The following is a 25,133-nucleotide window of genomic DNA, read 5'->3' on the forward strand; positions in this document are numbered from 1 at the left end:
TCGTTGCCGACATCGCCCACCGAGACCGTGTTGTCACGCTCGGCCAGCGAGTCGGCACCCAGCGCCACGCTGTTTGCTCCCTGCGCGATGGCCGCGTTGCCCAGCGCCGTGCTGTTGGTACCCGGCGACCACGCACCACCGCCCACGGCGGTGGAGTAGTCACCCGAGGCTTCGGCCGGCAGCAGGCCGAACAGCGACCCGCCCACCGCGACGCTGTTGTAGCCGGTCGCCAGCGCGCCCTGACCGGCGGCCAGGCTGTCTTCGCCACTGGCCACCGCATCGGCGCCAACAGCCACATCGTTGCTGCCGCTGGCCGTGCTGCTGTTGCCCAGCGCGGTGCTGTTGAAGCCCGCCGCCTGTGCATAGCCACCCACCGCCGTGGCGTAGCTGGCCGTGGCCTGCGCGGCGAAGCCCTGCGCGCTGGCCGTGGTGCCACTGGCCACGCTCTCCGCGCCCAGCGCGGTCGCCCCATTGCCTTCGGCGCTGCTGTAGTAGCCCACCGCGGTGGACTCGATGCCATCGGCTTCGGCCAGCACGCCCACCGCCGTGGCGCCATCCCCCGAGGCCGCCGAGGCCGCACCGAAGGCTGCGCTCTGCTCGCCGCTGGCCACGCTTTCCGAACCCACCGCCGTGGCGTACTCGCCGCTGGCGATCACGCTGTCACCGGCGGCGAAGCTGCTGCCGCCACTGGCGATGCTGTTGCTGCCCACCGCCGTGGCGTTGTCGCCATCGACGAAGTTGGCGAAGCCGAACGCGCTGCTGTTCTGCCCATCGACCTGGTTGAAGTTGCCCACCGCCGAGCTGTTGGTGCCGTTGGCGGTGTTCACGTAGCCCACCGCACTGGCGTAGTCGCCCGCCGCGCTGTTGTAGCTGCCCACCGCGATGCTCTCCGCACCGCTGGCCACCGAGCCCACGCCCGCCGCCGTGGCACCGTCGCCGCTGGCCACCGCGTCGTCGCTGCCGTCGCTGCCGTCGCCGGCACCGTTGGCCTTGAAGTAGCGGCCCGCCAGCAGCGCGCCTTCGGCCGCTGCATTGAGCTGGTCCACGTTCACCGCGTCGGTGCCTTCGGTACCGGCGGCGACGTTGGTGATCTGCCGGTCGATGGCGGCATGGGTCACGCCGGCCGCATCGGTCCATTCCTGCGCGGCACCCACCGACACCGTGTTTGCCCGGTCGGCCAGCGAACCGGCACCCAGCACCACGCTGTTATGCGCGTCCTTGGTGGTCCACGCATTGGAGCCCAGCACGGTTGCGTTCTGCGCCTGCGCGTAGCTGTTGTAACCGACGACGGTGGCGCCGTCCTCGGTCGCCCATGCCTCGGCACCGAGCGCGGTGGTCTGCTTGCCCTCGGTTTCGCTGTAGGCATCCTGCCCGGCCAGTGCATTGGTGCCGACCGCCACGCCCATTTCACCGGTGGCGGCGTTGTTGCCGACCGCCACGCCACCCTGCCCGGCGCGCGCCTGCACGCCGAAGGCGGCACCGGCGATGTCGGCGATGGCGTTCTGGCCCACCGCGGTGGCGACCTCGGCGGCCTGCGCCTGGGTGCCCACGGCGGTACCAAAGAACGTCGCATATGCGCCCGAACCCACCGACACCGCCTGCCAGGCATCGGCGGTCGCGCCGAAGCCGATGGCCGTGGACTCACGCCCGGTGGCCCATGCCGCGTTGCCGATGGCGGTCGCGGCCAGGCCCGAGGCCTGCGCGTCCGCACCGATGGCCGCGGCGAACAGGCCATTGGCGCTGCTGTCCGCACCAATGGCCAGCTGCCCGCCCTGCGCGGTGCTGGCATTGGTACCGATGGCGATGTTGTCCTGCGCCGATGCATTGGCGTTCAGGCCCACGGCGATCGCGCCCTCGCCGGTCGCCAGCGCGCTGGTACCCAGCGCGGTCGCGTTGTCGGCCAGTGCATTGGCACCGTTGCCGTAGGCCGAAGCGCCATTGCCGATGGCGTTGCTGGCCTCGCCGGCCGCCGTCGCATTCTGGCCCTCTGCCAGCGCACCGGCATCGCTGTCGTCGCCACCGGTCGCCTTGAAGTACTTGTCGGTGTTGGAGGCGACGGCGGCGACATCGTCGAGCTGCGCCTTGTTCACCGCATCGGTGGCCTCGGTGCCGGCCGCCACGTGGGTGACCTGCCGTTCGGCACCATCGCTGCCGACCGACACGGTGTCGTCGCGATCGGCCACCGAGTTGGCACCCAGCGCGACGCTGTTCACGCCACTGGCCTCGGCCAGGAAGCCCACGGCGGTGGCGTTCTCGGCATTGGCGTAGCTGCCGCCGCCGATCGCGGTGGCGCCGTCACCGGCGGCCGCGGCCAACGTGCCCAGCGTGGTCGCCTGCACCCCTTCGGCGGTCGCCGCGGTGCCCACGGCGGTCGCGCCCAGATCAGTCGCCTGCGCGCCGTTGCCCAAGGCGGTGGATGCAACGCCACTGGCCTCGGTCGCCTGGGTGATGAAGCCCGGGAAGCCGTACAGCAGGTCGCCGATGTCGGCCACGCCGCCCACCGCGGTGCTGTAGTCGCCGCTGCTCACCGCCGCGAAGCCCACCGCGGTGGCATAGGTGGCCGTGGATTCACTGCCATAGCCCAGCGCCGTGCTGCGTGCGCCGCTGGCATCGGCAAAGCTGCCGTTGGCGGTGGAATAGGCCCCGCCAGCGCTGCTGCGGTAGCCGGTGGTGGTGGATTGCGCACCCTCGGCCGTCGCGCCGGCACCATTCGCCGTCGAGAACGCCCCGGTCGCCACCGCGCCGGCGCCAAAGGCCGATGCGCCCACGCCGGACGCCGTGGTGGTCTGGTCCAGCACGACGTTGCCGTCGGCATCCTCGAAGTACAGGCGGCCACCGTTGGCGGTGCTGGAATCCCCTTCGGCCACCGCGTTGTAACCGGTGGACGTGGCGTACTGGCCGGTGGCCACCGCGCCGCTACCGATGGCCGAAGCCCCCAGCGCCAGTGCCGAACTGGAAGAACCCAGCGCGGTGGCGTAGTCCCCCTGCGCCATCGCGTTGCTGCCCGATGCAGTCGCCTCCTCGCCTTCGGCGATGGCGCCGTTCTCGCCGGTGGCAACGAAGTACTTGCTGTTGGCGGTGGCTTCGTCCAGCTGCGCCTTGTTCACCGCATCGGTGTCCTCGGTGCCGGCGGCCACGTTGGTGATCTGCCGTTCGTTGCCGACATCGCCCACCGAGACCGTGTTGTCACGCTCGGCCAGCGAGTCGGCACCCAGCGCCACGCTGTTTGCTCCCTGCGCGATGGCCGCGTTGCCCAGCGCCGTGCTGTTGGTACCCGGCGACCACGCACCACCGCCCACGGCGGTGGAGTAGTCACCCGAGGCTTCGGCCGGCAGCAGGCCGAACAGCGACCCGCCCACCGCGACGCTGTTGTAGCCGGTCGCCAGCGCGCCCTGACCGGCGGCCAGGCTGTCTTCGCCACTGGCCACCGCATCGGCGCCAACAGCCACATCGTTGCTGCCGCTGGCCGTGCTGCTGTTGCCCAGCGCGGTGCTGTTGAAGCCCGCCGCCTGTGCATAGCCACCCACCGCCGTGGCGTAGCTGGCCGTGGCCTGCGCGGCGAAGCCCTGCGCGCTGGCCGTGGTGCCACTGGCCACGCTCTCCGCGCCCAGCGCGGTCGCCCCATTGCCTTCGGCGCTGCTGTAGTAGCCCACCGCGGTGGACTCGATGCCATCGGCTTCGGCCAGCACGCCCACCGCCGTGGCGCCATCCCCCGAGGCCGCCGAGGCCGCACCGAAGGCTGCGCTCTGCTCGCCGCTGGCCACGCTTTCCGAACCCACCGCCGTGGCGTACTCGCCGCTGGCGATCACGCTGTCACCGGCGGCGAAGCTGCTGCCGCCACTGGCGATGCTGTTGCTGCCCACCGCCGTGGCGTTGTCGCCATCGACGAAGTTGGCGAAGCCGAACGCGCTGCTGTTCTGCCCATCGACCTGGTTGAAGTTGCCCACCGCCGAGCTGTTGGTGCCGTTGGCGGTGTTCACGTAGCCCACCGCACTGGCGTAGTCGCCCGCCGCGCTGTTGTAGCTGCCCACCGCGATGCTCTCCGCACCGCTGGCCACCGAGCCCACGCCCGCCGCCGTGGCACCGTCGCCGCTGGCCACCGCGTCATCGCTGCCGTCACCGACACCGTTGGCCTTGAAGTAGCGCTGCACGTTCTCGCCGGCGGCCGCCACGGCATCCAGCTGCGCCTTGTTCACCGCATCGGTGGCCTCGGTGCCGGCGGCCACGTGGGTGACCTGCCGCTCGCTGCCCGACGTGCCCACCGAAACGCTGTTGGCGCGGTCGGCGACCGAGCCGGCACCCAGTGCCACGCTGCCGTCGGCCGAGGCGACCGTGCCGGCGCCAATGGCCACCGCGTTGCTGCCCGTGGCCTGCGCGTCACCGGACGTCGCGCAATCCACCAGGGTCGCGCTGCCCAGCACCATGCACTGCCCGCTGCCGCCCACTTCGACCGATTGCGCCTGTACGGCGGTAACCGTTCCTGCGCCCAGTCCCAGGGCGATGGCCAGGGACAAGGCCTGCAGCCGATGGCTGCCGGCGCGTCGCTCATCGACGACGACGCCCGACGCGTTGGAAGTGGCCAACTCCGATGCCACGACCAGCTGCCCCAATGCCTTGTTCCACACCTTGCGATAAATCCGATTCATCGTCACAGCTCCTCAAGTGGGGTGGTTTATTCCGCTTGCAGAAACGGCCATCGCTGGACTGAACGCGTCCAACGATCCCCCTGAGGTGTTGTGGATCCTGTCTCCCGGACAACCGGGCACGCGAGGCTCACGCCTGCCGTGGCGGCTCTCGCCCGTACGGATGTGTAACCACGGTTCCGTACGTGTCGAGGCGCTACAGGATGGTTCGAGTGTTAATCGACGATTTATCTAGCGTCAAGTTTCCGGCTTCATAACGACTTTTGAGATGCACCGCACAAATCTCCTTCCCAAAGGAGATGATTTTTGGGAAATTTCTTATGAAACAAACGGATGCGTGTGTTGTCCCCAGGCCATCGCCGCACGCTCTGCAGGCATGACGGGCCCGGCCGGCGGCCAGCCCCGGGCCTTGTCCCACGGGCGTTTCCAGCCAATCTTCGGTCGGGGAACCCGATCCCGATGGCGACGCGTGTTCAGGGCGGCTTTTTTTGCGCTGCAGGAATGACCGCGGCGCCGGACGCGCGCCAAACCGTCCCGGGCAGCCTGCCACCGCCACCGGATACCCGCCCGCCACCGGGCCTGTCCACCCAACAAAAAAGCCCGCGGCAGCGGCCACGGGCTTTCCCGGACGGCCCCGACAGGGTCGGGGCCATTTCCCAGCGTTACTCAGCCACACCACACGCGGGCATTGCGGAACATCCGCAGCCACGGCGAATCCTCGCCCCAGCGCGCCGGCGCCCAGCTCAGGTTGACGGTGCGCGGGGTGCGCTCCGGGTGCGGCATCAGGATGGTGACGCGGCCATCGCTGGTGGTCAGGCCGGTGATGCCGTCCGGCGAACCGTTCGGGTTCAGCGGGTACTGCTCGGCCACGCGGCCATCACCATCGACGTAACGCAACGCGATGCTGGCCGCGGCCTGGTCCACCGCACTGTCGAACTCGGCGCGGCCTTCGCCGTGGGCCACGGCCACCGGCAGGCGCGAACCGGCCATGCCACGCAGCAGGATCGACGGCGACTCCTGCACTTCCAGCAGGGCGGTGCGTGCCTCGAACTGCTCGCTGCGGTTGCGCAGGAAGGTCGGCCAGTGCTCGGCACCGGGGATGATGGCCTTGAGCTGGCTGATCATCTGGCAGCCGTTGCACACGCCCAGCGCGAAGGTATCCGGGCGGGCGAAGAAGGCGGCGAAGGCCTCACGCAGCGCCGGTCGCTCCAGGATCGAAGTCGCCCAGCCACGGCCGGCACCGAGCACGTCGCCGTAGCTGAAGCCGCCGCACGCGGCCAGGCCGCGGAAATCGGACAGCTGCACGCGGCCGGCGATCAGGTCGCTCATGTGCACGTCGTAGGCATCAAAACCCACGCGCTCGAAGATGTTGGCCATCTCGATCTGGCCGTTGACGCCCTGCTCGCGCAGGATCGCGATCTTCGGCCGCGCACCGGTGGCGATGAACGGTGCCGCCACGTCCTCGGCCGGGTCGAAGCTCAGCTTCGGCTTCAGGCCCGGGGCGTTGAAGTTGCGGGCCACCGCGCGTTCCTGGTCGGCCGCTTCCGGGTTGTCACGCAGCTTCTGCATGGCGTGGGTCACCGACCACCAGGCGTCGAACAGGTCTTCCCAGCGCCACTCGGCCAGGCTTTCGCCGCCCAATTGCACCCGCACCACCGGCGCGGTGGTCGGGCGGGCGATGCGCTGCGCGCACTCGGTCAGCGCATGGCGCTCGACCAGGTCGGCGAACGCGGCGCGGTCTTCCTTGGCGATCTGCACCACGGCGCCGAGTTCTTCGTTGAACAGGCTGCGGAACGGGTCATCGCCCCAGGCATCGAGCACGATGTCCAGGCCCAGGCGCGAGGCGAAGGACATCTCGCACAGCGCGGCGAACGCACCACCGTCGCTGCGGTCGTGGTAGGCCAGCAGCAGGCCGGCTTCACGTGCATCGCGGATCAGTTCGAAGAACCCACGCAGGCGCTCGGGGTCGTCCAGGTCCGGCACTTCACCGGCAAACGCCGGCAACGCGCTGTGGTCGGCCTGGGTCTGGGCCAGGATCGAACCCCCCAGGCGCTGCTTGCCCGCGCCCAGCCCAATCAACCACAACTCGCTTTCGGTCTCGCGGTCGAGCAGCGGGGTCAGCTGCTGGCGCGCATCGACCACCGGCGCGAACGCCGAGATCACCAGCGACACCGGCGACACCGACTTCTCGGCCTTGCCGTCAGCCTGCCACTGCGCCTGCATCGACAGCGAGTCCTTGCCCACCGGGATGCTGATGTCCAGCTGCGGGCACAGTTCCATGCCCACCGCCTTGACCGCGTCGTACAGCAGCGCGTCTTCGCCGTCGTGGCCGCAGGCGGCCATCCAGTTGGCCGACAGCTTCACCGTGTCCAGCGAGGTCACCGGCGCGGCGCACAGGTTGGTGATGGCTTCGCCCACCGCCATGCGCGCCGAGGCGGCGGCGTTGAGCAGGGCCAGCGGGGTACGCTCGCCCAGCGACATCGCTTCACCGGCGTAGGTGTCAAAACCAGCCAGGGTGATGGCGACATCGGCCATCGGCAGCTGCCACGGGCCGATCATCTGCTCGCGCGCGGTCAGGCCGCCGACGCTGCGGTCACCGATGGTGACCAGGAAGCTCTTGGAAGCAACGGTCGGATGCGCCAACACGCGCAGGCCGGCGTCATGCAGGTCGATGCCGGCGGTCTTGAGCTGCGGCCAACGCGGTGCAGCCGGATGCGTGGTGTCGCGATGCATCTTCGGCGCCTTGCCGAACAGCACGTCCATCGGCAGATCGATCGGTGCATCGGCCGGGATGTTGCCCGGCGTAGCGCCGTAAGCGACAACCAGGCGTTCCTCGGCGGTGGCGATGCCGACCGCGGCGAACGGGCAACGCTCGCGTGCGCAGATGTCGGTGAACTCGGCCAGGCGCTCGGCCGGGATGCCCAGCACGTAGCGTTCCTGCGATTCGTTGCACCACAGTTCCAGCGGCGACAGCGACGGATCGTCGGTGGGCACCTTGCCCATATCGATCACGCCACCCACGCCGGAGTCGTGCAGCAGTTCCGGGATGGCGTTGGACAGGCCACCGGCACCGACGTCATGGAAGAACTTGATCGGGTTGTCGGTGCCCATGGCCACGCAACGGTCGATCACTTCCTGGCAGCGGCGCTCCATTTCCGGGTTGTCGCGCTGCACGCTGGCGAAATCCAGGTCCTCGGCGCTCTCGCCGGAGGCCACCGACGAGGCGGCACCGCCGCCCAGGCCGATCAGCATCGCCGGGCCGCCGAGCACGATGACGATGTCACCGTCCTGCAGGCGCAGCTTGTCCACCTGCACGCGGTCGATCGCGCCCAGGCCACCGGCCAGCATGATCGGCTTGTCATAGGCGCGGGTGATCTCGCCTTCCGGCAGTTCGAAGCTGCGGAAGTAACCCAGCAGGTTCGGGCGGCCGAACTCGTTGTTGAACGCGGCGCCGCCGAGCGGGCCGTCGAGCATGATGTCCAGCGCCGGTGCCATGCGCGGGTTCAGCGCGCGCGGCGCTTCCCACGGCTGCGGCAGGGTCGGGATACGCAGGTGCGAGACCGAAAAACCGGTCAGGCCCGCCTTGGGCTTGCCGCCGCGGCCGGTCGCGCCTTCGTCGCGGATTTCGCCACCGGCACCGGTCGAAGCACCCGGGAACGGCGCGATCGCGGTCGGATGGTTGTGGGTTTCCACCTTGATCTGGAAGGCGCTGGGCACCACCGCTTCGCTGCGGTACTTGCCGCTGGCCGGGTCCGGGCGGTAACGCGCAGCCGGTTCACCCTCGATCACCGCAGCGTTGTCGCTGTACGCGCTCAACGTATGCTGCGGGGTCTGCTGATGGGTGTTCTTGATCATCTTGAACAGCGAGCGGTCCTGCGCCTGCCCATCGATGGTCCAGCTGGCGTTGAAGATCTTGTGGCGGCAGTGCTCGGAGTTGGCCTGCGCGAACATCATCAGCTCGACGTCGGACGGATCGCGGCCCAGCTCGGTGTAGCGCTGGCGCAGGTACTCGATCTCGTCCTCGGCCAGGGCCAGGCCCAGTCGCTTGTTGGCGCTTTCCAGGTCGGCCAGGGCGATGCGCTCCAGCTGGCCACGCGCCAGGCTGGTGAACAGTGCCTGCGCCTGCCCGATGTCGGTCAGCAGCGACTGCGTCATCGGGTCGTGCAGCAGCTTGGCCACGGCGGCCTGCTGGGCCGGGTCGGCCGGCCAGCCGCTCAGATCGATGCGGGTACCGCGCTCCACGCGCTGGATCGCCAGGCCGGCGCCACGCACCAGCTCGGTGGCCTTGCTCGACCACGGCGACAACGTGCCCAGGCGGGGCACCACGTAGCGCGACACCGCGCCGTCGGCGCGTTCGGCCGCCTGCGGCTGGCCCTGCACGATACGGCCCAGCGTGGTCAGGTCGACCGCGCCGGCATCGGCAGCTTGGGTGAAATAGACATGCCAGGCACCGGTGATACGCAGGTCGGCGGCGATGGACTGCAGGCGGGATTCAAGACGTTCGCGACGGAACGGCGAAAGGGCAGCTGCGCCCTCGAGGACGATCATGTCCGGGAAACCATGGTTAGGAATCGGGCCCGGCATTGTACCGGAGTCCGCCGCCGCTCCCCTGATTTCCGGTTCAGCGCGGGCAGGCGCTGGCCGGGCGCCAGCGGCAATCGCCCGGTGTGGAGGGAAAGCAGGGTTACGGTTCCCCCCTCGCTATGCTCATTCAGCCGGTGGCGCTGCCCCGGCCCGTCCGCCCGCCTTCCCGCTCGCCAACGGAACTCCCCCAACCCGGCCCCGGCCAGGCGCTTGATGCGCCTGCCATGCCGAAGGCATGCCCCGCGCCGGCCGCCCCCAAAGGAGATTGACCATGACGGATCACCCCAACCACCACCCGCCCCACCTGCGCCATCGTCCCCGCGCCGGCCTCCTTCTGGCCACGGTGATGGGCCTGGCCGCGCTGCCAGCGGCCCAGGCCGCCGATTGCACCGGCGTGAAGCCCAGGATCGCCACCACGATCTACTCGCCCGGGCAGACCCTGCAGAAGGACGGGGTCCTCTACCAGGTCCAGCAACGGATCTGGAACGCCGCGCCGGACCATCCCGCCGGCCGGCGCTACTACCGCTCCCTTGGCCGCTGCGAGGGCGGCACCGGTAATCCGCCACCGCCTTCCCCGCCACCGGCCAACCAGGCGCCGCAGGTCCGGCTGACCGCCCCTTCGGCCGGCAGCCGCTTTGCCGCCGGCAGCACGGTCACGCTCCGCGCCGATGCCTCCGATCGCGATGGCAGTATCCGCAAGGTCGAGTTCTTCCATGACGGCAGGTCACTGGGCGTGGACCTCCAGGCCCCGTACACCCTGCAATGGCAAGCGGTTCCAGCCGGCACCCATGTACTCAGCGCCCTGGCCACCGACGACCGCAATGTGAGCACGCGCTCGGCCACGGTCACCCTCATCGTCACCCCCGCTCCCCACGAGGACACGGATACCACCGCACCCACCGTCCCCGCCGCAGTGTCGGCCCAGGCGTTGGACCCGAACCGCGTCCAGCTGCGCTGGAATCCGTCCAGCGACAATCCCGGTGGCAGCGGGCTGGCCGGCTACGACCTGTACCGCAATGACCGCCTGGTCGCCTCGCCCACCACCCCCTCCTACCTGGACAGCGGCCTGGCACCTGACACCGCCTACCGCTACGCCGTGCGGGCCCGCGACGTGGCCGGCAATGCTTCGGCCCGCAGCGCACCGGTGGACGTGCGCACCCCGCCCGCCGACACCGACGGCGACGGCCCGGGCGCCAGGCGGCTCATCGGCTACTTCACCCAGTGGGGCATCTACGGCCGCAACTACAAGGTCAAGCAGATCGACAGCAGCGGCTCGGCGGCCAGGTTGACTCACATCAACTACGCCTTCGGCAACGTGCGCAACAACCGCTGCGAGGTCGGCATCACCCAGGCCGCGAACCCGGGCACCGGCAGCGGCGGCGATGCCTATGCCGACTACACCCGTTCCTTCGGCGCGGCCGAAAGCGTCAGCGGCCGTGGCGATACCTGGAACCAGCCGCTGCGCGGCAACTGGAACCAGCTGCGCCAGCTCAAGGCCAGGCATCCGCACCTGAAGGTGCTGATCTCGCTCGGTGGCTGGACCTGGTCACGCGGCTTCTCCAGCGCCGCGCAACCACAGAACCGCGCCGCCTTCGTGGCCTCGTGCATCGATGCCTACATCAAGGGCAACCTGCCGTTCACCGACAACGCGGGCGGGCCGGGCGTGGCCGCGGGCATCTTCGACGGCATCGACGTGGACTGGGAGTACCCGGCTGCCTGCGGCCTGGGCTGCGGCAGCCCGGCCGACCGACAGAATTTCACCGCACTGCTGGCCGAGTTCCGTCGCCAGCTCGATGCGGTCCGCCCCGGCCTGCTGCTGACCGTGGCGGTGGGTGCCGGCATCGACAAGATCCGCGTGACCGACCCCGGGGAGTACCACCGCTACCTGGATTTCATCAACGTGATGACCTACGACTTCCACGGTGCCTGGGCACCACGTACCAACCACCATTCGGCACTGTTCGATTCGCCGGCCGACCCGTCCAGCGGGGACGAGCGCCTGTACAACAGCAATGACGCGATCGAGGCCTACCTTGCCCGCGGCGTGCCGGCCCACAAGTTGAACCTTGGCGTGGGCTTCTACGGCCGCGGCTGGACCAACGTGGCACCGACCAACAACGGCCTGTACCAGCCTGGACGCCCCGCGACTGGCAGATACGAAGCCGGCATCGAGGACTGGAAAGTGCTCAAGGACCTGGGCTGGCCGGCCTACCGCGACCCGGCCGCCAAGGCCGCGTGGATCTACAACGGCACCACCTTCTGGAGCTTCGATACCCCGGAGATGCTCATCGAGAAGATGGCCTACGTGAAGGCCCAGGGCCTGGCGGCGCGTTCTTCTGGGAATTCAGCGGTGACGATGCGCAGGGCACGATGGTCAATACCCTGGACCGTGGCCTGAAGTAAGCAGCACGCCCGCAAACAAAAAGCCCCTCCATTGGAGGGGCTTCCGGTATCACGTGCAGCCGATCAGCCGGCGCCTTGATCAGCGACCGCCGCCGGCGGCGTCGATGCGCTCCAGCGCGGCCTTGAGCTGTGCCGGCGGCAGGTAGCCACCGAGCTGGCTGCCATCGGCGGCGAAGATCGCCGGGGTACCGTTGATGCCCAGCTGCTGCCCGAGGTTGTACTGCATGGCGACCGGGTTGGTGCAGGTCTTCGGGGACACCGGCTGGCCGGACTTGGCCGCGGTCAGCGCGGCCTTGCGGTCGCTGGCGCACCAGACCGAGATCATGTCGGTGTAGTCCTTGCTGCCCAGGCCCATGCGCGGGAACGCCAGGTACTCGACCGCGATGCCGTTGCGGTTGAGCTCGGCGATGTCCTGATGCAGCTTGCGGCAGTAACCACACTCGATGTCGGTGAACACGCTGATGGTGTACTTGGCATTCGGCGGGGCGAACACGATGCGGTCCGCGTGCGGCAGGGTCGCCAGCAACCCGCGGCGGTACTGCAGCAGCCCGGCGCTGGTGGCCATGGCCTTCTTCTGGATGTCATACGGCTGCGACTGCATCAGGTAGCGACCGTCGTCGGTGACGTACAGCACCTGGCCGGACACGATCACCTCGCGGAAACCCGGGAACGGCGCGGCGCCGATGTAGTCGGGGCTGAAGTTCGGGTCGAGCTGCTTGAGCGCATCGCGCACGGTCTGCTCGACCGGGCCTTCGGCGACCTGCGGCGCAGGGGCGGCGGCGGTCGGCGAGGCCTGCTGCGCACAGGCGGTAAGGCTGATCGCGCCCAGCAGCGCGGCAATGGCAATTCGGTACATCGGCAACCCGTGGGAAGAAATATCCGGCCGATTCTCGCATACGCCCCTGCAACGCGCCGTGCGGGCAGCCGGCAACCTGCCACGGGCCATCTGGACAAATATTCACCAGCCACCGGAAACGCTGGCGGGGCAAGGGGTATCGGCATTTATCCACAGCTTGTGCGGCCACTGCCGCACACCCGTTGTGGAAAACCCCTCAACCGCGCGGGTGATGCCTGCGGTGCAGCTTCTGCAGGTGCTCGCGCGCCACCAGCGTGTAGATCTGGGTGGTGGACAGCGAGCTGTGGCCCAGCAGCATCTGCAGCGCGCGCAGGTCCGCGCCGTGGTTGAGCAGGTGGGTGGCGAAGCTGTGGCGCAGGCCGTGCGGGCTGATCTTGCCCGGGTCGATGCCCGCGACCGCCGCACTGGCCTTCACCAAGGCCCAGAACTGCTGCCGGCTCAAGGGCTTGCGCTCGTTGCCGACGAACAACGGCACCTGCCCGTCCGGCGTGGCCTGCACCGCCTTGCCGCCGGTCAACTGCGGGCGCGCCTGCGCCAGGTAGCGCTCCAGCCAGTGCTGGGACTCCTCGCCCAATGGCACCAGCCGCTCCTTGCTGCCCTTGCCGGTCACCCGCAGCACGCCCTGGCGCAGGTTGACCGCATTGGCCGGCAGGTTGACCAGTTCGCTCACGCGCAGGCCGGCGGCGTACATCAACTCCAGCATCGCGCGGTCGCGCAGGCCTTCGGCGGTCTCCACGTCGGGCGTGGCCAGCAGCGCATCGATCTGGCTTTCGGCCAAGGCCTTGGGCAGCGAGCGCGGCAGCTTGGGCGGCTCCAGCAGGGCGGACGGATCGTCATGCCGCTCACCGCGCTTGAGGCCATATCCGAAGAACGCCCGCAACGCCGACAGCAGCCGTGCATTGCTGCGGGCCGTCCAGCCATGCCGGGTACGCCAGGCCAGGTAATCGAACAGGCCCGCGCGATCGATGCCAGCCAGGCCATCGCCGGCGCCGTCACGCCACCGCGCCAGCCCTTCCAGATCACGGCGGTAGCTGTCCAGCGATGCCCGGGCCAGGCCTTGCTCGGCCCAGATCGCATCCAGGAAACGCTGGATCAGGCGGGCATCGGCATCGCGCAGCGGCGGCAGCTGCTGCACCATCTGGCGGCGTTCGGCGGGCGTCAATGCGGCGGACATCGGCACAAGCATAGGGGCTGGCCGTGCCGCTGCCCATGCATCGTCGCCGTCCCAGCCCGTATGCTCGGCACATGACGATCGCCGCCGACGCTCCTCCCGCCCGCCCTTCCGCCCTGCTGCCACGTCGGCTGGCGGCGCTGTTCTACGACTTCTGGCCGGCATTGGCGTTGTGGATGCTGGTCTCGGCGGTGTTCACCGTCGGCTACACCCTGGCCGGTCATGCCGCACGCGAGAACATCCATCCCTTCAGCGGCCTGCAATGGCTGCTGTGGCTGTGCTGCTGGATCGTGGCTGGCATCTACGCCACCACCAGCTGGAAACGCGGCGGGCAGACCCTGGGCATGCGTCCGTGGCACCTGCACCTGCGCGCGATCGATGGCGGCCCGATCGGCACCGGCGCGCTGTGGGTGCGTTACGCGGTCGGCACGTTGTCGCTGCTGTGTGGCGGCCTTGGGTTCTGGTGGGCGCTGGTGGATCGCCAGCGCCTGACCTGGCATGACCGTGCCAGCGGCACGCGCCTGGTGAAGCTGCCGAAGCCGTGATCGTCCGACGCGGATGCGTGCCGGGAGCCGCTGCGCGGACTCCCCGCCTGCCGGCAGGCGAGCACGCTCACGCAGGTTGGGACGCCATCTCAGCCTTGGATCAATGGCCGCGTCACGGGTACAGGCTTGGCGAAGGCTGCGCCTAGCCGACCCGTCGTCGTGACAGCCAGCCGGAGATGGCCAGCATCATGATCGGCGGCAGCGCATAGGCGATGCGGTAGTCGATCTTCAACGCGCCGGCCATGCGGCCGAAGAACATCTGCAGCAGCAGGAAGCCCAGCGCGAACAGCATGCCCAGGAACAGGCGCTTGCCCATGCCGCCGCTGCGCAGCGAACCGAACGCGAACGGCACCGCGGCCAGGCACAGCGCCAGCACGTTCAACGGGTAGAACCAGCGGCTCCAGTACGTGTCCTCGTAGTCCCGCGCGTCCAGCCCGTTGCGCTTGCGGTAGTCGATGCTGGTCTTGAGCTCGCCCGCGCTGAGGTTGCGCGGGCGCGCCAGGCCTGACGCCAGCGCGGCGGCGTCCAGGTTCGACTCCCAGACTTCGCTCTCGGCGGTTTCGCGGGTCACCGAACGGTCGCCGAACACGTCGCGGCGGACCTTGCCCAGTACCCAGCCATTCTGGTCATGGGTGGCGGTCACCGCATAGGTCAGCGTTGCCAGCCGGCCGGCATCGTCGAGGGTGTACAGCCGGACCTCGTTCAGCACCAGGCGGCTGCGCCCCTCGTCGTCGAGCAGCTCCTCGCCATTCTGTGCGTTGAGGAAAGTGTCGCCCTCGCGCGCCCACAACCCGTAATAGCGGGCCATGGTCATGTCGGTGTTGTACTTGGCGCTGGTCTTGAGCGCATCGGCACGGTTCTGCGACCACGGTGCCAGCGTCTCGCCGTTGACCACCATCAGCACGGTCAGCAGCGACAAGGCGATCGCCACCGACCCGGCGATCCGCCGCCGCGACACGCCCACCGCGCGCAGCGCGGTCAGCTCGGAGGTCGCCGCCAGCTGGCCCAGGCCCATCAGCGCACCGATCACCGCGGCCATCGGGAACAGCGTGTAGGCACGGCGCGGGACGGTGTAGGCGGTCCAGGCCAGCGCATGGCCGAAGGTATAGCTGCCCACGCCGATGTTCTTGGCCTCGCCGGACAGCGCCAGGATGGCGTCCAGCCCCAACAGCACCAGCCAGACCAGCAGCACGGTCGCCAGCACGTTGCGGCCGACGTAGATGTCATGGATGCGCGGGGTCAGCCTCATGCCGTTGCTCCTGCGCGCGGGCGACCCAGCCGGCCATCACGGAAATACAGCCAGAGCGCCAGCGCCAGCAGCGGTACGGTCAGCCACCACATGCCCAGCCCGGCCGGGATGTCGCCCTTGGCCAGCCACTGCCGGCCGAGGATGCTCAGCTGCACGCCCACCATGTAGGCCAGGAACGCCATCATGATCCGGCCATAGCGCTGCTGGCGCGGCGCGCTGCGCGCCAGTGGCAGGGTCAGCAGGGCGAAGGCCAGCGCCAGCAGCGGCGGGGTGATGCGCCAGTGCAGTTGGGCCTTGGCCTCCGGCCGTGGGTCCGCGAGCAGTTGCCCGGTGGTCATCATTTCCGGGTCGTCCTTGTCGCGCGTCTCGTCGCGGTCGGGCAAGGCGATCTCGTTGCTGGCGTAGCGCATCAGGCGGTAATCCAGTGCCCCGTTCTCCGGGCCCTCGACCCGGTAGCCGTCCTCCAGGCGCAGGAACCGCTGGCGCTCGCCCTCGAAGAACATCGAGCCCTGCTTGGCCGACACCACGTCGATCCGGCCATCACGGGTGCGCTGCATGAAGACCTTGCCCATCCGGGTGCCGTCCTCGTTGAGCGAGGACAGGTAGACGATGCCGCCGCCGGACACCTGGGTGAACTTGCCCGGCTCCAGCCCGGCCACCACGACGCTGCGGCTGGCCTCCTCGATCATCTGCTCGGAGGTGCGGTCGGCCCAGGGGCCGAGCCACACCGAGCACAGCGCCACCAGCGCCACGACTGGCGCCACCAGCAGCAGGATCGGCTTGAGCAGGCGCCGCGGGCCGACGCCCACGCCGGTCAGCACCGCCATTTCCGAGTCTCGGTAGAGCCGGGCGATGGCCAGCGCCAGGCCCAGCATCAGCGCCAGCGGCACGATGATCGGCAGGTAGACCACGAACTGCAGGCCCAGCTGGGACAGCAGCAGCCCGGCGGGCATGCGCCCGTCGGCGATGCGGCCGAGGATGTCGACCAGCACGCCGCCGACACTCACCACCAGCAGGACGATCAAAGTGGCCAGAAAGCTCTGGAGGAAGTCGCTCAGCAGGTAGCGGTCAAGCTTCGCCATAGGGTCGGTGGTTTAAACTCTCGGTTTCGTCCGCGGCACGTGGGTCCATGGGACCGTACGTAAACAGCCTGCGATTGTACGGATTTGGCAACGGAATCTGATCAATGTCTCTGGAATTCACCCTGAACCACGCCGCCCCGGCCTCCGCCGGCTTCGATTGCATCATCGTCGGCGCCTTCGCCGACAAGTCGCTGAGCCCGGCCGCCCAGGCCCTGGACGCCGCCAGCGGCGGCCGTCTCACGGCCCTGGTCGAGCGTGGCGATGTCGGCGGCAAGACCGGCAATACCACCGTGCTGCACGACCTGCCCGGCGTCACCGCGCCGCGCGTGCTGGTGGTCGGGCTGGGCGAACCGGCCAAGTTCGGTGTGCCCCAGTACATCAAGGCGGTCGGCGACGCCGGTCGCGCCCTGAAGAGCGGCGTCACCCGCAGCGCCCTGTTCACCCTGTCCGAACTGGCCGTAAGCGGCCGTGATGCCGCCTGGAACATCCGCCAGGCCGTGATCGCCGCCAACCACGCCAACTACCGCTACACCGCCACCCTGGGCAAGAAGAAGCCGGACGCCCCGGGCCTGGAGACGCTGGCCATCCTCGGCCAGGACGACACCGCGCTGCTGCAGGGCCAGGCCATCGCCGCCGGCGTGGAGTACGCCCGCGAACTGGGCAACCTGCCGCCGAACCTGTGCACCCCGGCCTACCTGGCCGAATCCTCGGTCGCCTTCGCCGCCGAGCACGACGGCGCCGAAGCCGAGATCCTGGACGAGCAGCAGATGGAAGCGCTGGGCATGGGCTCGCTGCTGGCCGTGGCCCGCGGCTCGGCCAACCGCCCCAGGCTGGTGGTGCTGAAGTGGAACAACGGCGGTGACGCCAAGCCCTACGTGCTGGTCGGCAAGGGCATCACCTTCGATACCGGCGGCGTCAACCTGAAGACCCAGGGCGGCATCGAGGAGATGAAGTACGACATGTGCGGCGGCGCCAACGTCATCGGCACCTTCGTGGCCACGGTCAAGGCCAGGCTGCCGCTGAACCTGGTGGTGGTCGTGCCGGCCGTGGAAAACGCCATTGACGGCAATGCCTACCGCCCGTCCGACGTGATCACCTCGATGTCCGGCAAGACCATCGAAGTGGGCAACACCGACGCCGAAGGCCGCCTTATCCTGTGCGACGCACTGACCTACGCGCAGCGCTTCGAACCGGCCGCGCTGGTCGACGTGGCCACCCTCACCGGTGCCTGCATGGTCGCCCTGGGCCACCAGACCGCCGGCCTGATGAGCAAGCACGACGACCTGGCCAATGAGCTGGTCGCCGCCGGCGAGCACGTGTTCGACCGCGCCTGGCGCCTGCCGCTGTGGGACGAGTACCAGGGCATGCTGGATTCGACCTTCGCCGACGTCTACAACATCGGCGGCCGCTGGGCCGGCGCCATCACCGCTGGCTGCTTCCTGTCGCGCTTCACCGAAGGCCAGCGCTGGGCGCACCTGGACATCGCCGGCGTGGCCAGCGACGAAGGCAAGCGCGGCATGGCCACCGGCCGTCCGGTGGGCCTGCTGACCCAGTGGCTGCTGGACCGGGTGGCCTGAGGCAGGTGACGGGGAGCCGGCAACCGGGCATGCGAATGCCCCGCGCCGGTTCCCCACGCCGCCTTCCGCACCGTCCTTCCCCGTTCCCCTTTCCCGGTTCCCCGCCTTGACCATCCGCGCCGACTTCTACCTGATCGCCAAGCCGCGTTTCCTCACCGAACCGCTGAAGCTGGTGTGCGAGCTGGCCCGCAAGGCCAACGACGGCGGGCTGTACACGCTCGTACTGGCGCGCGATGCCGCCCAGGCCGAGGAACTGGACGAGCTGCTGTGGTCGTTCGACCCGGATGCCTACATCCCGCACCAGATCGTGGGCGAGGACGTGGACGAGGAGGAAGCCATCGTGCTGATCGCCGTGCCCGGTGCCGATGCGCCGGAACGCCCGCTGGTGATCAACCTGCGCGACGAACCCTGGCTGGGCGCCTGCGAGCGCGTGCTGGAAGTGGTGCCGGCCGACCCGGAAGCCCGCGAACCGCTGCGCGAGCGCTGGCGCCAGTACAAAGCCGCCGGCTACACGCTCAACAAACACGACATGTAAGGAACGACCATGCGCCTGCTCATCGCCATCCTCCTGCCCTGGCTGGCCTTCTTCACCATCGGTCGTCCCATTTCCGGCATTGTCTGTCTGATCCTGCAGATCACCTTGATCGGCTGGCTGCCCGGCGCCATCTGGGCTGCATACGCGGTCAGCCAGTACCACACCGACCAGAAGATCAAACGCGCGCTCGGCGCCCGCTGATCCCCTTTTCACGCTTCGACCCGGTTTCCCCGCATGACCCAACTCGCCTCCAGCTACGACCCCAAATCCTTCGAAACCGATCTCTACGACGCGTGGGAGAAGGCCGGCCACTTCAAGCCGTCCGGCAAGGGCGAGCCGTACACCATCGTGCTGCCGCCGCCGAACGTGACCGGCACCCTGCACATGGGCCATGCGTTCCAGCAGACGCTGATGGACGCACTGATCCGCTACCACCGCATGCGCGGCTACGACACGCTGTGGCAGGTGGGTACCGACCACGCCGGCATCGCCACCGAAATGGTGGTCAGCCGCAACCTGGCGCTGGAAGGCAAGGGGGAAACCCGCGACTCGCTGGGCCGTGACGGCTTCATCGACAAGGTGTGGGAGTGGAAGGCGCATTCGGGCAACGTGATCGAAGGCCAGATGCGCCGCCTTGGCACCTCGGCCGACTGGTCGCGCAGCACCTTCACGATGGACCCGGGCCCGAGCGAGGCGGTGATCGAATCGTTCATCCGCTGGCACGAGCAGGGCCTGATCTACCGTGGCCAGCGCCTGGTCAACTGGGACCCGGTGCTGAAGACCGCCATCTCCGACCTGGAGGTGGAAAGTGCCGAGGAAGACGGCTTCCTGTGGTCGATCGCCTATTCGCTGGAAGACGGCGCCAGCTACGAGCACGTCGAGGTCGATGCCGACGGCAACCAGACCCTGCGCGAAACCCGCAACTACCTGGTCGTGGCCACCACCCGCCCGGAAACCCTGCTGGGCGACACCGCGGTGATGGTGCACCCGGAGGACAGCCGCTACGCGCACCTGGTCGGCAAGACCGTCACCCTGCCGCTGACCGGCCGCCGCGTGCCGGTGATCGCCGACGACTACGTGGACAAGGCGTTTGGCACCGGCGTGGTCAAGGTCACCCCGGCGCATGACTTCAACGACTACCAGGTGGGCGTGCGCCACGGCCTGCCGATGATCAACCTGTTCACCCCGGTGGCCGCGCTCAACGAGAACGCGCCGGAGCAGTACCGTGGGCTGGACCGCTACGAAGCACGCAAGGTGATCCTGGCCGAGCTGGAGGACCTGGGCATCCTGGTCGAGACCAAGGCGCACAAGCTGCAGGTGCCGCGCGGCGACCGCACCGGCCAGGTGATCGAGCCGTACCTGACCGACCAGTGGTTCGTGAAGATGGACGGCCTGGCCAAGCGTGGCCTGGAACTGGTCGAGAACGGTTCGATCACGTTCGTGCCGGGCAACTGGATCAACACCTACCGCCACTGGATGGAGAACATCCAGGATTGGTGCATCAGCCGCCAGTTGTGGTGGGGCCACCGCATCCCGGCCTGGTTCGACGAAGCGGGCAACTGCTACGTGGGCCGCAACGAGGCCGAAGCCCGCGCCAAGGCCGGCCTGGCCGATGACGTGGTGCTGACCCAGGACAGCGACGTGCTGGAGACCTGGTTCTCCTCGCAGCTGTGGCCGTTCTCCACGCTGGGCTGGCCGAACGAAGCAGCCATGGCCGAGCGCGGTTTCGACCGCTACCTGCCGTCGAACGTGCTGATCACCGGCTTCGACATCATCTTCTTCTGGGTGGCGCGCATGATCATGGCCACCGACAGCTTCACCGGGCAGATCCCGTTCAAGGACGTCTACATCACCGGCCTGATCCGCGACGGCCAGGGCCAGAAGATGTCCAAGTCCAAGGGCAACGTGCTCGACCCGCTGGACATCATCGACGGCATCACCATCGACGACCTGGTCGCCAAGCGTACGCATGGCCTGATGCAGCCGAAGATGGCCGAGAAGATCGAGAAGGCCACCCGCAAGGAATTCCCGGACGGCATCATCGCCCACGGCGCCGACGCGCTGCGCTTCACCATCGCCGCGCTGGCCACCCACGGCCGCGACATCAAGTTCGACATGAGCCGCGCCGAGGGCTACAAGAACTTCTGCAACAAGCTGTGGAACGCCAGCCGCTTCACCCTGATGAACACCGAGGGGTCCAGCTTCAGCGGCGTGCCGCAGCCGCGTACCGATGCCGAGAAGTGGATCCTGTCGCGGTTGGCCAAGGTCTCGGCCGAAGCGCAGCAGAACTTCGCCGACTACCGCTTCGACCTGTTGGCACAGTGCCTGTACGAGTTCGTCTGGAACGAGTTCTGCGACTGGTTCCTGGAGCTGACCAAGCCGGCCCTCAACGGCGACAACGCCGACGATGCGGCCAGCACCCGCCACACCCTGCTGTACGTGCTGGAAGCCGTGCTGCGCCTGCTGCACCCGCTGACCCCGTTCGTCACCGAGCAGCTGTGGCAGCAGGTCGCCCCGCGCCTGGGCATCGCCGCCGACACGCTGTCGCTGCGCGCCTACCCGACCGCCGCCGAGTTCGCCGGTGATTACGCGCAGGCCGAAGCCGACGTGGAATGGTTCAAGGGCATGGTCAGCGCGCTGCGCCGCGTGCGCAGCGAACTCAACGTGCCGCCGTCCAAGCAGGTGCGCCTGCTGCTGCAGGGTGGCCAGGCGACGGACCCGGCGCGCGTGGAGCGCTTCACCTCGCAGCTGCGCTTCCTGCTCAAGCTGGAAAGCATCCAATGGCTCGCTGCCGACGCGCAGACCCCGCCGGCCGCGGCCGCCATCGTCGGCGAGCTCAAGCTGCTGGTGCCGCTGGAAGGCCTGGTCGACCTGGATGCCGAACGCGCGCGCCTGGACAAGGAGATCGCCCGCGTTTCCTCGGAGAAGGAAAAGAGCGAGGCCAAACTGTCCAAGTTCACCGACAAGGTGCCGGCGGCGGTGGTCGAGCAGGAGCGCGTGCGCCTGGCCGACTGGAACAGCCAGCTGGCCGGCCTGCAGGAGCAGCGCGCCAAGCTGTAAGCGCCTGCGGTACGTTGGACATGAAAACGCCGCCTCCGGGCGGCGTTTTCATGTCATCGCTAGCTCAGCGGCATCACGCCACCGGCACCGCCAGCGCACGCCGCTGCCGCAGCAGCTCGGCGCAATCGCGGGCGTGCCATTGCGCCATGCCCGGCCACGGATCGCCGGGCTGGTTGACCAGAATGCCCGGCACGCCCGCAGCCTGCGCGGTGGCCAGGTCGTAGTAGTGGTCGCCGACCATCCGCATCACCGCCGGTGCCACCGCCCAGCGCTGCGCGAAGTACTGCAGGCCAGCCGGGGAAGGCTTGGGCGTGACCTCGTCACGCCCCAGGATATCTTCCGGCGCGAAACAATCGGCCAAGCCGATCGCCGCCAGCGTCACCTGTGCCAACGCGCGCGCATTGCGGGTCAGGATGCCCAGCCGACAGCCCTCGGCATGCAGGGTCCGCACCAGGTCCACCGCGCCCGGCGCGGGCGTGGCGGCAACCGCCAATGCATGCTCGTGCTCCATCAGCCAGGCATGGCCTTCGGCGGCACGCGGCGGTGGCAACGCCGCCAGGTGCTGCAGGATGTCGGCCTCGGCCGGGATATCCAGCGCGCGCCGGATCAGCGCGAAGTCATGCACCGGCTCGGTGAGGGTGCCGTCCATGTCGAACACCCAGTGATGCGACTGGGCCAGCGCCCGCGCTGCCATGCCCTGCCCCACGCTCAATCCCAGTTCGGCATCTGGCTGCCATCCAGGCCGCCGACCTCGAAGACCGCCTTGCGGGTGCCGCCGGCCTTCACCGGGAAGTCGATCTCGACCACCTTGGCCTTGCGCAACTGGCGCCACAGGCCGCGGTTGTCATTGATGAACATGGCGATGGCTTCGTCGGTATCCGGGCGGTTCGCGGCCATGCTGCGCGGGGCGGCGCCGTCCACGCTCACCGTGACCTGGCAGCTGCGGTAGCAGGCGCGCGCGAAGTCGCTGGACTGCAGCACCAGGTAGGCATGCCGCTTCCATTCCGGGTGGTCGCGGAACACCAGCTGCACCGGCTTGGTACCCGTGCCATCCACGTCGACGCGGTCCTTGCTGTAGATCGCCGCCGAACGCTGGGTGCCCCCCTTCACCGCCACCTGGTTGTAGTTCCACAGGCCCTGCATGCGGCGCAGTTCGCGTGCTGCGTCGGCCTTCTCCCTCACCTCGGCCAAGCCCGGCTCGATGCGTTTGGCCGCCTCCGAATCGGGGAACTGGTCCAGCAGCGCGGCACCGTGGATCTTCGCCTTCTCCCAGTCGGTGCCGGTCACCGCTGCGTCGTACAGCTTTGCAATGCCCTCGGCGTCGGCCTCGCGCTTGGCGCGCTCCTGCGCGGCAGCGGCTTCCTGTTGCTGGCGCTCGGCTTCCGGGTCGCGACAACCGGCCAGTGCAACGACGCACAGCACGCCAAGGATCAAGGGTTTCATCAGGCAGCTCCAGGGAAACAGGGCGCGGCACCTGGCCGCGCGACGCCGCCCACTTTAAACATCCACGCCAGTGATTGCTCGCCCTGCGCCCTGCCCGCTGCACATGCGTGGGCTCACTCGGCCGGCAGGGGCTGCGCGGCTTCCCCGCGCCACCAGTGCGTGGACGGGGCCGGTGCCCCCAGGTCCAGGCGCTCGCCCATCCGCGGTGCGGTCAGGGCCACGCCCTGCTGCTGCGCCAGCGCGGTGATGTGCTCGAACGGCTCGGTCCACGGATGCAACGCGAGGTCGAAGGTGCCGTTGTGGATCGGCATCAGCACCTTGCCACGCACATCCAGGTGCGCCTGCAGGCTCTGCTCGGGCTGCATGTGCACGTCGGGCCAGTCCGCGTCGTAGGCACCGGTCTCGACCATGGCCAGGTCGAACGGCCCATACCGTTCACCAATGCGGGCGAAGCCATCGAAGTAGCCACTGTCGCCGCTGAAGAACAGGCGCAGCCGGCCGCTGTCGATCACCCACGATGCCCACAGCGTGCGGTTGCCATCGGAGAGCCCGCGCCCGGAGAAGTGCTGCGCCGGGGTGGCGACGATCTTCAGCCCCTCCACCCGCGTCTCCTGCCACCAGTCCAGCTGCGTCACCTGCGAGGCCGGCACGCCCCAGCCGATCAGCCGGTCGCCCACGCCCAGCGGCGTCACGAAATGGCGCACCTTCGGTGCCAGCGCCAACACCGCGGCATGGTCGAGGTGGTCGTAGTGGTCGTGGGAGATGATCACGCCGGTGATCGGCGGCAGCGCCTCGATCGACAGCGGCGGCGCGTGGAAGCGCTTGGGCCCCATGAACGACATCGGCGAGGCCCGTTCGGAGAACACCGGGTCGGTCAGCCAGAAGTGGCCGTCCAACTTGAGCAGCATGGTCGAGTGCCCAAGCCGCCACAGGCTGTCATCAGGCGCGTCCAGCAGCGCCTGGCGGGTCAGGGCCTGCACCGGGATCGGGGCCTGCGGTGTGGCATCGGCCGGCTTGTCGAACAGGAACCGCCACAGCACGCCGAGCGTGCGGGCCGCGCCCAGCGAGGTCTTCTTCGCCGCCGCGTTGTGGAAGCGGCCATCGCCGTATTGCGGCGACTGGTCATAGGAAGCGGCCGGGTGCGCGCCGCAGATCAACAGGCCAATGGACATGGCAGTCAGTACCGTGATCAGGAGGAGGAAACGGGGCAGGCGACGCTTCATCGGGGCTTGCCATGGAAAGTACACCGGCTAGTCTACTTCCAATTTCCAGAAAGTAAACTGAACGGTGTAAAATCGACGACATGACCACCAGCAACCGCCCTCCCCGGCTCACCGACCGCAAACGCGCCGCCATCCTGCAGGCGGCCGTGGCCGAGTTCCGCGCGTTCGGGTTCGCCGGCACCAGCATGGATCGCATCGCTGCGACCGCCGATGTCTCCAAGCGCACGGTCTACAACCACTTCAGCAGCAAGGACGAGTTGTTCGTCGCGATCCTGTTGCAGCTGTGGGAGGCCAGCCGCGCGCTTGAAGGGGTGGCGTACGACCCGGCCCGCCCGCTGCGCGACCAGTTGCTGGCATTCCTGGCGCAGAAGCTGCGCCTGCTGGCCGACCCGGGGTTCATCGACCTCTCGCGCGTGGCCATCGCCGAACTGGTGCACGCGCCGGAACGCGCACGCGTGGTGATGGACAAGCTCGCCGAGAAGGAGGAAGGCATGACCACCTGGATGCGCGCCGCACAGGCCGATGGCCGGCTGCGCGCGGGCATCGCGCCCGCCGAGGCGGCCCACCAGTTGCAGGGCATGGTCAAGGCCTTCGCGTTCTGGCCGCAGATCACGCTGGGCCAGCCGCCCCTGGACCAGGCCGCGCAGCAGCGCCTGATGGAAGACTGCGTGGACATGTTCCTGGCGCTGCGCGCGCTCAAGCCCTGAGTGCGGCCCTGGCCGGTATCGGTCACCAGCGGCCACAGTCCTCGCCCGGCTTCAC

At 68.9% G+C, this 25,133-nt stretch carries 15 protein-coding genes and 3 pseudogenes; 8 read left to right on the top strand and 10 right to left on the bottom strand.

The window, feature by feature from the left end; genetic code table 11:
• The 3 genes and pseudogenes from ACIPR8_RS07440 to purL all read right to left on the bottom strand — a co-directional run.
• A partial coding sequence (locus ACIPR8_RS07440; protein WP_446541048.1) for a beta strand repeat-containing protein occupies positions 1–4,445 on the bottom strand: 4,445 nt, incomplete at its 3' end.
• A gap of 117 nt (positions 4,446–4,562) precedes the next feature.
• Positions 4,563–4,646, bottom strand: a pseudogene (locus ACIPR8_RS07445) (ESPR domain-containing protein); the annotation flags it as partial.
• A 663-nt stretch (positions 4,647–5,309) separates the two neighbouring features.
• On the bottom strand, positions 5,310–9,191 hold the full coding sequence (gene purL / locus ACIPR8_RS07450; RefSeq protein ID WP_446540635.1) for a phosphoribosylformylglycinamidine synthase: 3,882 nt from the start codon (positions 9,189–9,191) through the stop codon (positions 5,310–5,312).
• Between the two features lie 382 nt (positions 9,192–9,573).
• On the opposite strand from purL, the pseudogene ACIPR8_RS07455 reads away from it, so the two are divergent.
• A pseudogene (locus ACIPR8_RS07455) lies at positions 9,574–10,320 on the top strand (Ig-like domain-containing protein); the annotation flags it as partial.
• Between the two features lie 18 nt (positions 10,321–10,338).
• Positions 10,339–11,630: pseudogene (locus tag ACIPR8_RS07460) on the top strand (glycoside hydrolase family 18 protein).
• A gap of 79 nt (positions 11,631–11,709) precedes the next feature.
• Here the strand turns inward: ACIPR8_RS07460 and ACIPR8_RS07465 are convergent.
• Both ACIPR8_RS07465 and xerD read right to left on the bottom strand, forming a co-directional pair.
• The gene (locus tag ACIPR8_RS07465; RefSeq protein ID WP_132865051.1) at positions 11,710–12,486 is read right to left on the bottom strand and encodes a DsbC family protein; all 777 of its coding nucleotides are present in this window, start codon (positions 12,484–12,486) and stop codon (positions 11,710–11,712) included.
• 196 nt (positions 12,487–12,682) lie between these two features.
• A complete protein-coding gene (gene xerD / locus ACIPR8_RS07470; protein ID WP_132865052.1) occupies positions 12,683–13,660 on the bottom strand; it encodes a site-specific tyrosine recombinase XerD in 978 nt (325 codons plus the stop codon).
• 71 nt (positions 13,661–13,731) lie between these two features.
• Here xerD and ACIPR8_RS07475 point away from each other — a divergent pair, with 71 nt between their 5' ends.
• The gene (locus tag ACIPR8_RS07475; protein WP_446540636.1) at positions 13,732–14,202 is read left to right on the top strand and encodes an RDD family protein; all 471 of its coding nucleotides are present in this window, start codon (positions 13,732–13,734) and stop codon (positions 14,200–14,202) included.
• 142 nt (positions 14,203–14,344) lie between these two features.
• On the opposite strand, the gene lptG is transcribed toward ACIPR8_RS07475, so the two are convergent.
• Positions 14,345–15,451: an LPS export ABC transporter permease LptG gene (gene lptG / locus ACIPR8_RS07480; RefSeq protein ID WP_132865054.1), complete on the bottom strand. Its 1,107-nt coding sequence runs from the start codon at positions 15,449–15,451 to the stop codon at positions 14,345–14,347.
• The gene (lptF, locus tag ACIPR8_RS07485; protein ID WP_313252789.1) at positions 15,448–16,533 is read right to left on the bottom strand and encodes an LPS export ABC transporter permease LptF; all 1,086 of its coding nucleotides are present in this window, start codon (positions 16,531–16,533) and stop codon (positions 15,448–15,450) included. Before lptF ends, lptG begins: the two co-directional genes overlap by 4 nt.
• A 104-nt stretch (positions 16,534–16,637) precedes the next feature.
• On the opposite strand from lptF, the gene ACIPR8_RS07490 reads away from it, so the two are divergent.
• The 4 genes from ACIPR8_RS07490 to ACIPR8_RS07505 all read left to right on the top strand — a co-directional run bounded on the left by ACIPR8_RS07490 (position 16,638) and on the right by ACIPR8_RS07505 (position 21,705).
• Positions 16,638–18,110 (top strand): leucyl aminopeptidase, encoded by a 1,473-nt coding sequence (locus ACIPR8_RS07490; RefSeq protein WP_192286733.1) that lies wholly within the window; start codon positions 16,638–16,640, stop codon positions 18,108–18,110.
• Between the two features lie 112 nt (positions 18,111–18,222).
• The gene (locus ACIPR8_RS07495; protein WP_446541049.1) at positions 18,223–18,645 is read left to right on the top strand and encodes a DNA polymerase III subunit chi; all 423 of its coding nucleotides are present in this window, start codon (positions 18,223–18,225) and stop codon (positions 18,643–18,645) included.
• A 9-nt stretch (positions 18,646–18,654) separates the two neighbouring features.
• Positions 18,655–18,846: a YqaE/Pmp3 family membrane protein gene (locus ACIPR8_RS07500; protein ID WP_132865057.1), complete on the top strand. Its 192-nt coding sequence runs from the start codon at positions 18,655–18,657 to the stop codon at positions 18,844–18,846.
• 33 nt (positions 18,847–18,879) lie between these two features.
• Positions 18,880–21,705: a valine--tRNA ligase gene (locus tag ACIPR8_RS07505; protein WP_446540637.1), complete on the top strand. Its 2,826-nt coding sequence runs from the start codon at positions 18,880–18,882 to the stop codon at positions 21,703–21,705.
• Between the two features lie 73 nt (positions 21,706–21,778).
• On the opposite strand, the gene ACIPR8_RS07510 is transcribed toward ACIPR8_RS07505, so the two are convergent.
• The 3 genes from ACIPR8_RS07510 to ACIPR8_RS07520 all read right to left on the bottom strand — a co-directional run bounded on the left by ACIPR8_RS07510 (position 21,779) and on the right by ACIPR8_RS07520 (position 24,371).
• Complete coding sequence (locus tag ACIPR8_RS07510; protein ID WP_192287298.1) at positions 21,779–22,399, bottom strand: HAD family hydrolase; 621 nt, start codon at positions 22,397–22,399, stop codon at positions 21,779–21,781.
• Between the two features lie 14 nt (positions 22,400–22,413).
• A complete protein-coding gene (locus ACIPR8_RS07515; protein ID WP_446540638.1) occupies positions 22,414–23,148 on the bottom strand; it encodes a hypothetical protein in 735 nt (244 codons plus the stop codon).
• Positions 23,149–23,261: 113 nt separating this feature from the next.
• On the bottom strand, positions 23,262–24,371 hold the full coding sequence (locus tag ACIPR8_RS07520; RefSeq protein ID WP_446540639.1) for an MBL fold metallo-hydrolase: 1,110 nt from the start codon (positions 24,369–24,371) through the stop codon (positions 23,262–23,264).
• Positions 24,372–24,451: 80 nt separating this feature from the next.
• On the opposite strand from ACIPR8_RS07520, the gene ACIPR8_RS07525 reads away from it, so the two are divergent.
• A complete protein-coding gene (locus ACIPR8_RS07525; RefSeq protein WP_446540640.1) occupies positions 24,452–25,078 on the top strand; it encodes a TetR/AcrR family transcriptional regulator in 627 nt (208 codons plus the stop codon).
• The last annotated feature ends 55 nt before the right edge of the window (positions 25,079–25,133 follow it).

The organism is Stenotrophomonas sp. LARHCG68 (genome assembly GCF_052871705.1).